Annotated in this window: 12 protein-coding genes; 10 read left to right on the forward strand and 2 right to left on the reverse strand. The window is 69.1% G+C overall.

The features are described 5' to 3' along the window. Nucleotides 1–3 precede the first annotated feature (3 nt). From gatA to IWX75_RS08910, 8 genes are all read left to right on the forward strand, one after another. Entirely contained in the window at nucleotides 4–1,509 is a 1,506-nt protein-coding gene (gene gatA / locus IWX75_RS08875) for an Asp-tRNA(Asn)/Glu-tRNA(Gln) amidotransferase subunit GatA (protein WP_196821905.1), read from the forward strand. After that, nucleotides 1,510–3,024 carry an Asp-tRNA(Asn)/Glu-tRNA(Gln) amidotransferase subunit GatB gene (gene gatB, locus IWX75_RS08880; protein ID WP_196821906.1) on the forward strand — a complete coding sequence of 505 codons (1,515 nt, stop codon included), beginning with the start codon at nucleotides 1,510–1,512 and terminating at the stop codon, nucleotides 3,022–3,024. A gap of 65 nt (nucleotides 3,025–3,089) precedes the next feature. Next, a complete protein-coding gene (locus IWX75_RS08885; RefSeq protein ID WP_196821907.1) occupies nucleotides 3,090–3,989 on the forward strand; it encodes an aminoglycoside phosphotransferase family protein in 900 nt (299 codons plus the stop codon). A gap of 180 nt (nucleotides 3,990–4,169) precedes the next feature. Further along, nucleotides 4,170–5,213 (forward strand): L-threonine 3-dehydrogenase, encoded by a 1,044-nt coding sequence (gene tdh / locus IWX75_RS08890; protein ID WP_196822040.1) that lies wholly within the window; start codon nucleotides 4,170–4,172, stop codon nucleotides 5,211–5,213. 49 nt (nucleotides 5,214–5,262) lie between these two features. Further along, nucleotides 5,263–6,456 (forward strand): glycine C-acetyltransferase, encoded by a 1,194-nt coding sequence (locus tag IWX75_RS08895; RefSeq protein WP_196821908.1) that lies wholly within the window; start codon nucleotides 5,263–5,265, stop codon nucleotides 6,454–6,456. 50 nt (nucleotides 6,457–6,506) lie between these two features. Next, nucleotides 6,507–7,619, forward strand: a complete 1,113-nt coding sequence (locus IWX75_RS08900; RefSeq protein WP_196821909.1) for an NAD(P)/FAD-dependent oxidoreductase — start codon at nucleotides 6,507–6,509, stop codon at nucleotides 7,617–7,619. A gap of 137 nt (nucleotides 7,620–7,756) precedes the next feature. Then, complete coding sequence (locus IWX75_RS08905; protein ID WP_196821910.1) at nucleotides 7,757–8,239, forward strand: cation:proton antiporter regulatory subunit; 483 nt, start codon at nucleotides 7,757–7,759, stop codon at nucleotides 8,237–8,239. Nucleotides 8,240–8,245: 6 nt separating this feature from the next. Then, nucleotides 8,246–9,439, forward strand: a complete 1,194-nt coding sequence (locus IWX75_RS08910) for a cation:proton antiporter (RefSeq protein ID WP_196821911.1) — start codon at nucleotides 8,246–8,248, stop codon at nucleotides 9,437–9,439. 59 nt (nucleotides 9,440–9,498) lie between these two features. Here the strand turns inward: IWX75_RS08910 and IWX75_RS08915 are convergent, their stop codons facing one another. After that, nucleotides 9,499–10,332, reverse strand: coding sequence for a siderophore-interacting protein (locus tag IWX75_RS08915; RefSeq protein ID WP_196821912.1), 834 nt, complete (start codon nucleotides 10,330–10,332; stop codon nucleotides 9,499–9,501). Nucleotides 10,333–10,408: 76 nt separating this feature from the next. Continuing rightward, on the reverse strand, nucleotides 10,409–11,983 hold the full coding sequence (gene hutH, locus IWX75_RS08920; RefSeq protein WP_196821913.1) for a histidine ammonia-lyase: 1,575 nt from the start codon (nucleotides 11,981–11,983) through the stop codon (nucleotides 10,409–10,411). 93 nt (nucleotides 11,984–12,076) lie between these two features. On the opposite strand from hutH, the gene IWX75_RS08925 reads away from it, so the two are divergent. Both IWX75_RS08925 and hutU read left to right on the forward strand, forming a co-directional pair. After that, entirely contained in the window at nucleotides 12,077–12,841 is a 765-nt protein-coding gene (locus IWX75_RS08925; RefSeq protein WP_196821914.1) for an IclR family transcriptional regulator, read from the forward strand. Then, entirely contained in the window at nucleotides 12,838–14,523 is a 1,686-nt protein-coding gene (gene hutU / locus IWX75_RS08930) for a urocanate hydratase (protein ID WP_196821915.1), read from the forward strand. Before IWX75_RS08925 ends, hutU begins: the two co-directional genes overlap by 4 nt. Nucleotides 14,524–14,562: the final 39 nt, after the last annotated feature.

The raw sequence follows: 14,562 nt of genomic DNA on the forward strand, positions 1-14,562 counted from the left end.
CCCATGACGGACCTGATCCATCTCAGCGCTGATACGCTGTCCCGCAAGCTGCGCTCCGGTGAGGTATCCGCCGTCGAAGTGACACAGGCGCACCTGGACCGGATCGCCGCCGTCGACGGCAGCATCAATGCCTTCCTGCACGTCAACACCGAGGAGGCGCTGCTCGTGGCCGCGGAGGTCGACAAGGCCCGGGCCGACGGCGACGTCCTGCACGCGCTCGCGGGTGTCCCCATCGCGGTCAAGGACCTCATCGTCACCAAGGGCCAGCCCACCACCGCGGGTTCGAAGATCCTCGAGGGCTGGCAGAGCCCGTACGACGCCACCGTGGTTCAGAAGCTCCGGGCGGCGCGCATGCCGATCCTCGGGAAGACCAACCTGGACGAGTTCGCGATGGGCTCGTCGACCGAGCACTCCGCCTACGGCCCCACGCGCAATCCCTGGGACCTCGACCGCATCCCCGGCGGTTCCGGTGGCGGTTCGGCGGCCGCCGTCGCCGCCTTCGAGGCCCCGCTGGCCCTCGGCACCGACACGGGCGGCTCGATCCGCCAGCCCGGAGCCGTCACGGGCACCGTCGGCATGAAGCCCACCTACGGCGGTGTCTCGCGCTACGGCGCGATTGCCATGGCGTCATCGCTCGACCAGATCGGGCCCGTCTCACGCACAGTCCTGGACTCGGCGCTGCTGCACGAGGTGATCGGTGGACACGATCCGCGCGATTCGACGTCGCTCACCGACCCCGTGGGCGCGCTCGTCGAGGCCGCCCGCCTGGGCCAGGTCGAGGGCATGCGGATCGGCGTCATCCGGGAACTGTCGGGGGAGGGCTACCAGACCGGCGTCCTGACGCGCTTCTCCGAATCGCTCGAGCTCCTGCGCGGTGCGGGCGCCGAGATCGTCGAGGTGTCCTGCCCCAACTTCCGGTACGCGCTCGGCGCCTACTACCTGATCATGCCGTCCGAGGCTTCGAGCAACCTCGCCAAGTACGACGGCGTGCGGTTCGGGCTGCGCGTGGTGCCCGAGGGAACCCCGACCATCGAACGCGTCATGGGAGCCACCCGGGAGGCCGGATTCGGTGACGAGGTCAAGCGCCGCATCATCCTCGGCACCTATGCGCTGAGTGCCGGCTACTACGACGCCTACTACGGTTCGGCGCAGAAGGTCCGCACGCTCATCCAGCGCGACTTCACCGCGGCGTTCGAGCAGGCCGACGTCCTGATCTCACCCACCTGCCCCACCACCGCGTTCCGGCTGGGAGAGAAACTCGACGACCCGCTGGCCATGTACCTCAACGACGTCGCCACCATCCCCGCGAACCTGGCCGGCATTCCCGGGCTGACCCTTCCCGGTGGCCTTGCCGACGAGGACGGCCTGCCCGTGGGCATCCAGCTCCTCGCGCCTGCGCGCCAGGACTCACGACTGTACCGGGTGGGCGCGGTGCTCGAATCACTGCTCGAAACGACGTGGGGCGGGCCCCTCCTGGCCCAGGCTCCCGCGCTTGCCGGAGGAAAGTAAATGACTGCTGGAACGGAAGAGATCCTCTCCTTCGAGGACGCCATGGAGAAGTACGACCCGGTGCTCGGTTTCGAGGTGCACGTCGAGCTGAACACCCGGACGAAGATGTTCTCGTCGGCGCCCAACGCGTTCGGTGACGTGCCGAACACCAACGTCACGCCCGTGGACCTCGGCCTCCCCGGTGTCCTCCCGGTCGTGAACCGGGTAGCCGTGGAGTCGGCCATCAAGATCGGGCTCGCACTCGGCTGCAAGATCGCCGAGAAGTGCTACTTCGCGCGGAAGAACTACTTCTACCCGGACACCCCGAAGAATTTCCAGACCTCCCAGTACGAGGATCCCATCGCCTACGACGGGTCCATCGACATCGAACTCGAGGACGGCACGGTGTTCACCGTGGCGATCGAGCGCGCCCACATGGAGGAGGACGCGGGAAAGCTGACCCACATGGGCGGCTCGACGGGCCGCATCCAGGGCGCGGAATTCTCGCTGGTGGACTACAACCGGGCCGGTGTTCCCCTCATCGAGATCGTCACGAAGCCCATCGAGGGCGTCGGATCCCGCGCCCCCGAGCTCGCCAAGGCCTATGTCGCGGCGATCCGGGAGATCGTGAAGAACCTCGGAGTCTCGGACGCGCGGATGGAGCGCGGCAACGTGCGCTGCGACGCCAACGTGTCACTGCGCCCGTACGGCCAGGAGAAGTTCGGGACGCGCACCGAGACCAAGAACGTCAACTCGCTGCGCGCCGTCGAGCACGCGGTCCGGTACGAGATCCAGCGGCACGCCGCCGTCCTCGATTCGGGTACGCCGATCGTCCAGGAGACGCGCCACTGGCACGAGGACACGCGGTCGACGACATCTGGCCGTCCCAAGTCCGACGCCGACGACTACCGTTACTTCCCCGAGCCGGACCTCGTCCCCGTGGTCACGAACGACGCATGGATCGAGAAGCTGCGCTCCGAACTGCCCGAGCCGCCCGCCGAGCGCCGGAAACGACTGCAGGCCGACTGGGGCTACTCCGACGCCGAGTTCCGTGACGTCGTCAACGCCGGCGTGATGTCCTCGGTCGAGGACACGATCGCCGCCGGGGTGAGCGCCGCCGTCGCGCGCAAATGGTGGATGGGCGAGATCTCGCGCCGCGCCAAGATCGCCGACGTCGAACCCGCCGAGCTGGGGGTGACCCCCGAGCTGATCGTGGAGCTGAACTCGCTCATCGAGTCGGGCAAGATCAACGACAAGCTCTCACGCGACGTGCTCGACGGCGTCCTCGCCGGTGAGGGCACGCCGACCGAGGTGGTGGAGAAGCGCGGCCTCGCGGTCGTGTCCGACGACGGACCCCTGCTGGAAGCGATCGACGGCGCCCTCGCGGCGCAGCCCGACGTCGCGGAGAAGATCCGCGGCGGCAAGGTGCAGGCGGTCGGTGCGATCGTGGGCGGGGTCATGAAGGCCACCCGCGGACAGGCCGACGCCGGCCGGGTGCGCGAACTCATCCTGCAGCGCTTGGGCGTCGAGGGTTAGGTTCGCTGTCCGGGCCTGCCGGGGCAGCTGTCGGCGGGCCGGGCGGCACGAACGAGGGGATGCGCATGCCGGCCACGCCCGCTGCTGACTACATCGTGACCGCCGCCCTGGTGCGCGGGCTGCTCGAGGAGCAGCATCCGGACCTGGCCTCGCTCGGCCTCCGGTTCGCGGGCAGCGGGTGGGACAATGTGCTGTTCCGGCTCGGGGACGAGCTGGTGGTCCGGTTGCCGCGCCGCAGCATGGGAGCCGACCTCATCCGCAGCGAGCAGCGCTGGCTCCCGGAACTGGGCGGACACCTGCCGGTGGCAATCTCGTCCCCGGTGCGGGTGGGCGTGCCGTCGTCGTCGTACCCGTGCTCCTGGAGCATTGCCCGGTGGATCGAGGGGCGGGTCGGGTCCACTGTTCCGCCGGCGGGGAGGAACGGGGCCGCGCGGCAGGTGGCCGAGTTCCTCCTGGCTTTCCAGCAGCCGGCGCCAGGGGATGCGCCGGTCTCCCCGGTGGGACGTGGTGGCCCGCTGGCCGCGCGCGATGCAGCGGTGCGGGCGCGGCTCGATGCCGGACTCCCTGCGGCAGCGCCGCCCGCCGGCGAGCTGCTCGCACTGTGGGGTGAGCTCGCCGGCGTCCCGGCGTGGTCGGGCCGCCCACTCTGGCTGCACGGCGACCTCCATGCGGGGAACCTGGTGCTGGGTCCCGCCGGTAACCTGCGCGGCGTCGTCGACTTCGGCGACCTGTGCTCCGGGGATCCGGCGACGGATCTCGCGGCGGCGTGGCTGGTGTTCGATGCCGCGGGGCGCCGCGTCTTCCGGGACATCCTGGAGGGCGCCCGGCCCACCGATGCGGCCACCTGGCAGCGCGCCCGCGGCTGGGCCTTGAGCATGGGCAGTGCCCTAGCGGCAGGCTCCGATGACAATCCCGAATTCCGTGCCCTGGGCATTGCAACCCTGGAGGGTGTCCTCGAGGGCTGAGGGCTTCTTCGGCAGTGCACTGTGGAAAGGCCGTCCGCACAGGACGTTTCCCTCGGCCGGCTCTTTCGCTATCCGCAAGGACGCCGCTGATATCGTGGCAGGGGGCACATCCAGCCCCCACGACGAACGCCGATCGTGAGCAGCACACTCCCGCTGCGCGCACCGGTGAAAGGACTGTCAGTGAAGGCGCTGTACAAATCCGGGGCCCATCCCGGCTTCGAACTGGTCGACCGGCCCGAGCCGGCCGCCGGCCTCGGCGAAGTCAAGATCCGTGTGATGACCACCGGGATCTGCGGGACGGACCTCCATATCGAATCCTGGGATCCCTGGGCCCAGGGCATGATCAACGCACCCCTGATCCCGGGTCACGAGTTCTACGGTGAGGTGGTGGAGCTGGGGGAGGGCGTCCGCGATGTGCGGGTGGGCGACCGCGTGTCAGGTGAAGGGCACATCGTCTGTGGGATCTGCCGCAACTGCCGGGCGGGCCGCCGGCAGATGTGCATCCGGACCTCGAGCGTCGGCGTGCAACGGGACGGCGCCTTCGCGGAATACGTCGTGATCCCGGAGACCAACGCCTGGGTACACCAGGCCGGGATCACTCCCGAACTCGGCGCCATCTTCGATCCGTTCGGCAACGCCGTCCACACGGCCCTCAGCTTCCCTCTTGTCGGCGAGGACGTCCTGATCACCGGGGCCGGGCCGATCGGCCTGATGGCCATCGCCGTCGCCCGCCATGCGGGTGCGCGGAAGATCGCGATCACCGATGTGTCCGCTCCACGCCTCGAACTGGCACGCGCCGTGGGTGCGGACGTCGCCGTCGACGTCAGCCGGACCCGTATCCGGGATGCACAGCACGAACTCGGCATGAAGGAGGGCTTCGACATCGGCCTCGAGATGTCCGGCCATGCGACTGCCCTGCCCGAGATGATCGACAACATGAACCACGGCGGGCGGATCGCCATGCTCGGCCTGCCGTCGGGTCCCATCTCGATCGACTGGGGCAAGGTGGTCACGCACATGCTCACCCTCAAGGGCATCTACGGTCGCGAGATGTTCGAGACCTGGTACGCCATGAGTGCCATGCTGCAGTCGAATGCGGGGCTGCGAAGCGCCGTGGCCAGCGTGGTCACGGACTGCCTGCCCGCCGCCGAATGGCAGCGCGGCTTCACCACCGCGCGCGACGGCAAGAGCGGCAAAGTAGTCCTCGACTGGACTGCTCTCTGAATTCCCTGTTTCTATTCTTCCTGGATTTCCGGCACACCGAAGGAGCACCATGTACTCGTCCGTCCAAGACCAGCTCGCAGGCGAACTCGAAGAGATCCGCGAAGCGGGCCTGTTCAAGTACGAGCGCCGCATTTCCTCCCCGCAGTCCAGCCGCATCCTGGCCGGAACGTCCGACGGCGGATCCGCGAGTGTGCTCAACTTCTGCGCCAACAACTACCTCGGCCTGGCCGACCATCCCGACATCATCGCGGCGGCGAAGGACGCCCTCGACGAACGCGGTTTCGGCATGGCCTCAGTGCGGTTCATCTGCGGCACCCAGGACCTGCACGTCGAACTGGAGCGCCGGGTCTCGCAGTTCCTCGGAACTGAGGACACCATCCTGTTCTCCTCCTGCTTCGACGCCAACGGAGGGGTCTTCGAATCGCTGCTCGGCGCCGAGGACGCCGTCATCTCGGATGCCCTGAACCACGCCTCCATCATCGACGGCATCCGGCTCAGCAAGGCACAGCGGTTCCGCTACGCCAACCGGGACATGGCCGAACTCGAGGCCCGACTGCAGGAGGCCTCCTCGGCGCGGAGGCGCCTGGTTGTCACCGACGGTGTCTTCTCCATGGACGGTTACCTCGCGCCACTGGAGGCCATCTGCGACCTCGCCGAGAAGTACGACGCAATGGTGATGGTCGACGACAGCCACGCCGTCGGGTTCATGGGTGACACCGGGGCAGGCACCCCCGAGCACGCGGGGGTGGGACACCGTGTGGACATCTTCACCGGGACGTTCGGGAAGGCCCTGGGCGGAGCCTCAGGCGGTTACGTGGCCGCACGCCGCGAGATCGTCGCGATGCTGCGCCAGCGCGCCCGTCCCTACCTCTTCTCGAACTCGCTCGCGCCGTCGATCGTCGCAGCGACGCTGAAGGCCCTCGACCTGGTGCAGGACAGTGCGGACCTCCGGGCCGCCCTGACCGCCAATGCCGCCTCCTTCCGCCGCCGCATGACCGAGGAGGGCTTCGAGCTGCTGGAGGGCGAGCACGCCATCATCCCGGTGATGTTCGGCGACGCCGTCCTGGCGGGCAGGACCGCCGACGCCCTGCTGGAGCACGGCGTCTTCGTGACGGCGTTCAGTTTCCCGGTGGTTCCCCGGGGTGCTGCACGCATCCGGGTCCAGCTCTCGGCGGCCCACACGGGAGAAGACATCGAGGCCTGCGTGAGAGCGTTCGTCGCAGCCCGGGCGGAAGTCGCCTGAACACAGTTGCCATAGCAGGGTATCGGGGCTCCGGCGCCTAGGATGACGGCATGAGCCTCGAGTGCGACGTACTGATAGTGGGTGGTGGGATAGCAGGGCTGTCCCTTGCCTCGGAACTCGCGCCGCACCGGAGCATCGTGCTGGTCGAGGCCGAGCCGACGCTCGGCTACCACACGTCGTCGCGCTCGGCCCGGCAGCTCATTCCGAGCTACGGACCGCCCGCGGTGCAGGAGCTCACGCGCCGGACGCTCGGGATCCTGGCCAACCTGCAGGTCGACACGGGGCTGGCCCTGACCACACCGCGCTCCTTTCTGCTCGTCGGCACGGAACACGACGTCGCCGGAAAGGCCAGCGGCTCGATGCACCCGATCGGCCACGCGGAGGCGCTCGAGCTGTGCCCGCAGTTGCAGCCGGATTCCTTCGAGGCGGCCGGGATCGACACCACCTGCGTGGGGATGGACACCGACCTGCTGCTCGAATACCACCGGCGCACCGCCGAGGACGCCGGGGCGATGGTGCTGCCGCGGTCCCGGGTGACGGACGCCCGGTACGACGACGGCGCCTGGCTCGTCCGCGCGGGCAGTCGGACCGTCCGGGCCGGTGTCGTGGTGAACGCGGCCGGCGCCTGGGCGGACATCCTGGCCGGCCTCTGCGGTGCAGCTCCCCAGGGGCTCGTCCCGTTCCGGCGCACTGCGGCGATCGTTGCCGTCGATCGAGGGCCCGGCGCCCGCATGCCCATGGTGGCAGCGGCGGATGATTCCTTCTACTTCCGCGCCGATGGCAGTGGACTCCTGATCTCGCCGTGTGAGAGTGTTCCCGGCATCGCCGGGGACGCCCAGCCGAAACCCGGCGATATCGAGGCGCTCATCGAGCGTCTCAATGACCTCACGACGTTCGGCATCACCTCGGCCACGCGGTCCTGGACCGGTCTGAGGACCGAGACTGCGGCCGGCCTGCCGGTCGTCGGGTTCGACCCGGTGCTTCCCGGTTTCTTCTGGCTGGCGGGACAGGGCGGCTACGGGTTCCAGACGTCGTCGGGCATCGCCAAACTTGCCACGGAGTTGCTCACGGACACGAGGGCGGAGCCCTCGGGGCCCGCCGCGCTGCTCCAGCCACGCACCGCCGCAGCGGGTTCCGGGGACGCGGCGCGGGAAACCTCCTGAAGGAAGGCGGGAGCTGGCGAGTCGCGGTCGGAAAGACCGACGGCGTTCGTGGCGTATCGGCGACGCCCACAGCGAACAGCAGCGACCGTGCGGACGGATCCGCAGGAGAGACCATCCGGCAGGCCTAGGATTGAGGTATGAACGTCATCGAAACACGCCTGCCGGGCATCGGGGTGCGGCGCGAGATCATCACCAATTCCGGCCGCAGGGTGGGTATCGTCGCCCAGCGCGACGGCGATCTCGACCTCATCATCTCCAAGGCGAGCGACCCCGACGCGTGCGTCGCCTCCATCCGCCTCACCACGGACGAGGCGGCCGCGATCGGCAACCTCTTCGGTTCGCCGCAACTCGTCGGACAACTGAGGGACGAACACCGGGACCTGCCGGGTGTCAGTACCCGGCAGTTCCTGATCACTCCCGGGTCACCCTTCGACGGACGTTCCCTGGGTGAGACCCGCATGCGCTCGCGGTCGGGTGCTTCCCTCGTGGCCGTGCTGCGTTCAGGGCAGGTGCAGGCGTCCCCAGGGCCCGAATTCCAACTCGCCGCCGGTGATCTGCTGGTGGTGGTGGGTACCTCGGAGGGCCTCGACGCCGCGGCGGACATTCTGCAGCACGGCTAGCCGGGCGTGCACACCACCGCTCTGACCCTTATCGAGCTCGGCGGCGTCCTCCTGTTCCTGGGAATCCTCGGCCGGCTCGCAGGCCTCATCGGGCTCTCGCCCATTCCCCTGTACCTGATCGGCGGTCTCTTCTTCGGTTCCGGCGGCTTGCTCGAGCTCGAGGGCGTGGTGAACTTCAGCGAGGTGGCCAGTGAGATCGGCGTGGTGCTCCTGCTGCTGATGCTCGGCCTCGAGTACTCGGCGAAGGAGCTCGTGACCGGTCTCCGGCAGTCCTGGATGGCCGGCGTCGTCGACTTCGTGCTGAACTTCACGCCCGGCGTCCTGGTTGGCTTCATCCTCGGGTGGGGGCCGGTAGGTGCTCTCGTCATGGGCGGCGTCACCTACATCTCGTCCTCGGGCATCGCGGCGAAGGTCCTGAGTGACCTCGGGCGCCTCGGTAACCGTGAGACGCCCACCGTGCTGGCGATCCTCGTTTTCGAGGACCTCGCCATGGCGGTCTACCTGCCCATCCTCACCGCTGTGCTCGCGGGCCTGAGTTTTGCGGGCGGCCTCGGTACCGTCGGCGTCTCACTCCTTGTCGTCACGCTCGTCCTCGTGGTTGCCCTGCGCTGGGGCAATGTGGTGTCCGCCGTCGTCGACAGCAAGGACCGCGAGGTCTTCCTGCTCACGCTGATCGGCGCAGCGCTCCTGGTCGCGGGGCTCGCCTCGGCGCTGCAGGTCTCGGCCGCCGTCGGCGCGTTCCTGCTCGGTATCGCCATCTCGGGGGCGACGGCGGAGAATGCCGCGCGAGTGCTGGAGCCGCTCCGGGACCTTTTCGCGGCCATCTTCTTCGTGGTGTTCGGGCTGAACACGGATCCGGCGTCCATCCCACCGGTGCTGGGCGTCGCACTGGTCCTCGCGCTCGTCACCTCCGCGACGAAGATCGGCACCGGGTGGTGGGCGGCGTCCCGCCAGGGCATCGGGCGGCTGGGCCGGGCGCGTGCAGGAACGGCCCTGGTGGCGCGGGGCGAGTTCTCCATCGTCATTGCGGGTCTGGCGGTCGCCTCCGGGGCCGTCGACGGGGAGCTCGCAGCCCTCGCCACCACGTACGTGCTGCTCATGGCCGTGTTGGGACCGGTGATGGCCCGGCTCGCCGAACCGGCGATGGAGCTGCTTGCCCGCAGGCCGCGGGAGGATCCCCGCGCAGTGCCCGTTCCGTAACCCCTCCTTCTCGAGCGGGCAGTCCGGTCCGACGTGAATTCCTCCACCGGGAGCGGTACTCAGTCCTCGAGGATCCTTCCGATCGGCTCGCGCTTCTCGGCCTGGAATCGGTCCTCCGCCCGGCCGTAGGCCCAGTAGCCGGACAGCGAGACCTGTCCGCGTTCCAGTCCGCGTTGCGTGAACAGGACGTCGCGCAGTGCCTTCATCGCACCCCGTTCGCCGTGGACGAAGGCGTCCACACGACCGAGCGGCCACGTCGCTGCCGCGACGGCGTCCGGCAGGAGCCGTGTGGTCCCGGGGACGGCGCCGTTCCGCAGCAGCCAGGTGACCTGGACTCCCTCCGGCCTGGCAAGGTCCTGGACGTCGGCGTCGCTGTCCACCTCGATGAAGGCCAGACCCCGGGCCGTGGCGTCGAGCGCCTCGAGTCCCGCGCCGATGGCCGGAAGCGCTGAATCGTCGCCTGCGAAGAGGTACCAGTCGGCCGTCGGGTCGGGGGACCACTTGCCCGAGGGCCCCATCAGGACCAGGGGGTCGCCCGGGCGGGCCTGCGCAGCCCAGGGGCCGGCCACGCCCTCGTCGCCGTGCACCACGAAGTCGATGGCCAGGCGCTGCGCTTGGCGGTCCATCCAGCGGATGGTGTACGTGCGCTTGACCGGCACCTCGTCGGGGGAGCGTTCCGCGGCCAGCGCCTCGAGGTCATAGGGCGGGACGAGCCCGAGTTCCGGGCGGGCGAAGAGCAGCTTGGCGTACATGTCGGTGGCGTCGTTGTCCTTCAACTCGGAGAACCCCGGCCCGCCCGCCACCACCCGTACCAGGTGCGGTGAGAGCCAGGACGTCTCCTGGACGGTCAGGACGGCCTGCGGTCGGGGCTTCGGGAGGGAGGGAGTGGTCATGGGGGTACGTAGCTCATTTCACGTGGAAGTACGGTGTCCTATCGGCCGGTCAACGCCCCAGCCACCCTAGCAAGACTCAGCAGAGTGGCATTCCCAGCGCGTTCTCCACGGCCGAGATCAGGGTGCCGTCGTGCACCAGGACGCGTGCCGCCTCGATTTCGGGCGCCAGGTAGCGGTCCGTGCCGGGCCCCTCGACGACTTCCCGCACTCCTACCCGCGCCGCATGGATGGCGCCCGAGCTGCGGGAGGCGGCCAGTCCACCGTCACGCATGTCCAGGGCCCGCGCCGCCGTGAGGATCTCGATGGCGAGGACACGTGTGAGCCCGTCGAGGGCACGCCGCAGCTTCAGCCCCGCGGCCCAGCCCATGGAGACGTGGTCCTCCTGCATCGCCGAGGACGGGATGGAGTCCACCGAGGCTGGATTGGCGAGGCGCTTGAGTTCCGAGACGATGCCGGCCTGCGTGTACTGCGCGATCATGTGGCCGGAGTCCACCCCGGGATCGGAGGCGAGGAAGGCATTGAGGCCGTGGTTCCGTGCCTTATCGAGGAAGCGGTCGGTGCGGCGTTCGCTCATCGAGGCGACGTCAGCTACGGCGATGGCGAGGAAGTCGAGGACGTATCCCACCGGGGCGCCGTGGAAATTGCCGTTGGATTCGATGCGGCCGTCCACGGTGACCACCGGGTTGTCGATCGCCGAGCCGAGCTCGATGACCGCAACACTGCGCGCATGTGTAAGGGTGGCCCGCGCGGCCCCGTGCACCTGCGGCGCACAGCGGAGGGAATACGCATCCTGGACGCGCGTGAAGCGGTGGCGGCCGGTCTCCGACGTCAGTTCCTGGGCGATGAGCGGCGAGTCTTGGAGGAGGGATCTGATGTTCGCCGCAGAGTCCTGCTGTCCGGGGTGCGGGCGGAGCGCGTGCAGGTCGGCGGCGAAGACGGCGTCGGTGCCGAGCAGCCCCTCCACGCTCATGGCCGCTGCAAGGTCCGCCGTTTTCAGGAGCAGGTGCAGGTCGGCCGAGGCGAGGACCAGCATGCCGAGCATTCCGTCCGTGCCGTTGATGAGCGCAAGCCCTTCCTTCTCCCGCAGTTCGACGGGGGAGATACCTGCCCGCTCCAGCGCCTCGGCGGCGGGTACGAGCTCACCGTCGCTGGTTCGGACGGAGCCCTCGCCCATCAGTGCCAGTGCCACGTGGGAGAGTGGCGCCAGGTCGCCGGAACAGCCGAGTGAGCCGTACTCGCCGATGACCGGCGTGATGCCCGCGTTCAGCATTGCGGCATACGTCTTGGCGACCACGGGCCGGACCCCGGTCCGACCGGTGGCCAGCGTGGAGAGCCGGCCGAGCATGAGGCCGCGCACCACTTCGCGGTCGACGTCGGCGCCGGAGGATGCCGCGTGGCTGCGGATCAGGCTCCGCTGCAGCTGGGTGCGCTGGTCGAGCGGAATGTGTTTCGTGGCCAACGCGCCGAATCCTGTGGACACGCCGTAGTGCGGCGTGGCGTCGTCGACCAGGGCATCGATGATCAGGCGGGACGACGCCATCGCCTCGAGGGCATCGGCAGTGAGCGCAACCCGGTGTCCGTGGCGCGCGATGGCCACCACCTGTTCGGGGCTGACGGGTCCGGTGCCCAGGGGAATCGGGGTAAGGGTCATGGAGTGCCTCAATGTCTGCTCTTGCCATTGGCTGAAAATACGGTTTCAATAAGTGAAATACAAAAGGCGTTCCAACGCAAGGGGAGGAGTAGCGTGGCCGAATCATCAACCCGTACGGTCGAACGCGCACTGGTGCTGCTGGGCGCTGTGTGCGACGGCGGTTCACTCACGCTGGCGGATGCCTCCCGAAAGGCGGGGCTTTCCGCCTCGACCGCCCTGCGGCTGCTGCGCACGCTGGAAACGACGGGATTCGTGCGCAGAGACCCTGCCGGAAGCTTCCGCCCCGGACTGCGCGTGGTCCAGCTCGGCGCGCTGGCCCTCAGCTCGGAATCCCTCGTCTCGCTGGCGGAGGAATCACTCGAGCGACTCGTGGGCCTCACGGGGGAATCGGCCTACCTCAGCGTTCCCTCCCACGACGGCGCAAGCGTCTATCTCGCCATGCGCGAGGGTACGCACTCGGTGCGCCACGCCAGCTGGGTGGGCCGCAGTATCCCGCTCACGGGAACCGCCGTGGGAGCTGTCCTGACGCAGGCTGCACCTCCGGAGGGCTTCGTGGTGGTGCGTAACGGCGTCGAAGCCGACGTCACCGCGATCGCGGCCCCGGTGTCACCCGGCGGCCGCACTGTCGCCGCACTCAGCGTCGTGGTCCCGAGCTATCGCATCAGCGAGGCCGAAGCACGGGAAGTCGGCGCACTTGTGGCTCGCGAAGCTGCCGGACTGCTCCGTGCGTCGACCGGTTCCACCGCCGCCACCGGTCCCGTGGACGTGGTCGGTCCCGTGGACGTGGCCGATCCCGACCCCGCCCCTCCACCCGAGGCTGCCGTTCCCATCCGCCGAAGCATAGGAAGACCAGTATGAGTGCTCCCATCCCCACCACTTTCACCACCTCCGATCCGTCGCGTTCCATCCGGGCGGCGCGGGGCACCACGCTCCGCGCCAGGAGCTGGCAGACGGAGGCGCCCCTGCGGATGCTCATGAACAACCTGGACCCGGAGGTCGCAGAGCGGCCCGGGGACCTCGTCGTGTACGGCGGGACGGGGCGCGCGGCCCGGAGCTGGGAGGCCTACGACGCCATCGTGCGTTCACTGGAATCCCTCGACGACGACGAGACGCTCCTCGTCCAGTCGGGAAAACCCGTGGGCATCTTCCGCACGAACCCCTGGGCACCGCGGGTCCTGATCGCGAATTCCAACCTCGTCGGGGACTGGGCCACCTGGCCCGAGTTCCGCCGCCTCGAGGCCGAAGGCCTGATGATGTACGGCCAGATGACGGCCGGATCATGGATCTACATCGGGACGCAGGGCATCCTGCAGGGCACGTTCGAGACCTTCGCCGCGATCGCCGAGAAGCGGTTCGGCGGGACGCTCGCCGGAACCCTCACCGTCACCGCGGGTTGCGGCGGCATGGGCGGCGCGCAGCCCCTGGCCGTGACCCTCAACGGGGGCGCGGTGCTGATCATCGACGTCGACGAGGCCCGGCTGCGTCGCCGCGTGGCCAAGCGGTACCTCGACGTCGTCGCCGGATCCCTCGACGACGCCGTGGCGCAGGTGCTGGCGGCACGGGACGACAAGCGTGCACTGTCCGTGGGAGTCGTGGGTAACGCCGCCGTCGTCCTGCCCGAACTGCTCCGCCGGGGGCTCGACGCGGACATCGTGACAGACCAGACGTCGGCGCACGATCCGCTGAGCTACCTGCCCGCCGACATCGGCCTGGACGAGTGGAACCGCGAGGCGAAAGCCGATCCGGAGGGCTTCACCCGCAGGGCGCAGGCCTCGATGGCCCTCCACGTCGAGGCGATGGTGGGCTTCCTGGACGCGGGAGCCGAGGTGTTCGACTACGGGAACTCCATCCGGGACGAGGCCCGCCAGGGCGGCTATGCGCGGGCGTTCGACTTCCCGGGCTTCGTTCCCGCCTACATCCGCCCGCTGTTCTGCGAGGGGCTCGGCCCGTTCCGGTGGGTAGCGCTGTCCGGGGATCCTGCCGACATCGCCGTCACCGACGCCGCCCTGAAGGACCTGTTCCCGGACAACGCACATCTGCACCGCTGGCTCGATGCCGCCGCCGAGCACGTGGAATTCGAGGGGCTTCCCGCGAGGATCTGCTGGCTCGGATACGGCGACCGGGCGAAGGCGGGGCTTCTGTTCAACCGGCTCGTCGCGGAGGGCAGGGTGTCGGCGCCGATCGTCATCGGCCGCGACCACCTGGACTCCGGGTCGGTGGCCTCGCCATACCGCGAAACCGAGGCCATGGCGGACGGCTCCGACGCCGTCGCGGACTGGCCGCTGCTCAATGCGCTGCTGAATGCGTCCTCGGGTGCCACCTGGGTCTCCATCCACCACGGCGGGGGCGTCGGAATCGGCCGGTCCATCCATGCGGGTCAGGTCTCCGTGGCCGACGGCACCGACCTGGCGGCGCAGAAGCTTGAGAGGCTGCTGACCAACGACCCCGGGATGGGCGTCATCCGCCATGTCGACGCGGGCTACCCGCGCGCTGTCGATGTCGCAGGAGAGCGCGGTGTCCGGATTCCGATGCAGCAGTGACGATCCCGCCCGGTGTTCCCGTCCAACCATCGAAAGGCT

The organism is Arthrobacter sp. CAN_A6 (assembly GCF_015751715.1).
Classification (GTDB): Bacteria; Actinomycetota; Actinomycetes; order Actinomycetales; family Micrococcaceae; genus Arthrobacter_D.

Coding starts and splice junctions, on each gene's coding strand:
- gatA (WP_196821905.1), top strand. CDS start 4: ATGACGGACCTGATCCATCTCAGCGCTGATACGCTGTCCCGCAAGCTG.
- gatB (WP_196821906.1), top strand. CDS start 1,510: ATGACTGCTGGAACGGAAGAGATCCTCTCCTTCGAGGACGCCATGGAG.
- IWX75_RS08885 (WP_196821907.1), top strand. CDS start 3,090: ATGCCGGCCACGCCCGCTGCTGACTACATCGTGACCGCCGCCCTGGTG.
- IWX75_RS08895 (WP_196821908.1), top strand. CDS start 5,263: ATGTACTCGTCCGTCCAAGACCAGCTCGCAGGCGAACTCGAAGAGATC.
- IWX75_RS08900 (WP_196821909.1), top strand. CDS start 6,507: ATGAGCCTCGAGTGCGACGTACTGATAGTGGGTGGTGGGATAGCAGGG.
- IWX75_RS08905 (WP_196821910.1), top strand. CDS start 7,757: ATGAACGTCATCGAAACACGCCTGCCGGGCATCGGGGTGCGGCGCGAG.
- IWX75_RS08915 (WP_196821912.1), bottom strand. CDS start 10,332: ATGACCACTCCCTCCCTCCCGAAGCCCCGACCGCAGGCCGTCCTGACC.
- hutH (WP_196821913.1), bottom strand. CDS start 11,983: ATGACCCTTACCCCGATTCCCCTGGGCACCGGACCCGTCAGCCCCGAA.
- hutU (WP_196821915.1), top strand. CDS start 12,838: ATGAGTGCTCCCATCCCCACCACTTTCACCACCTCCGATCCGTCGCGT.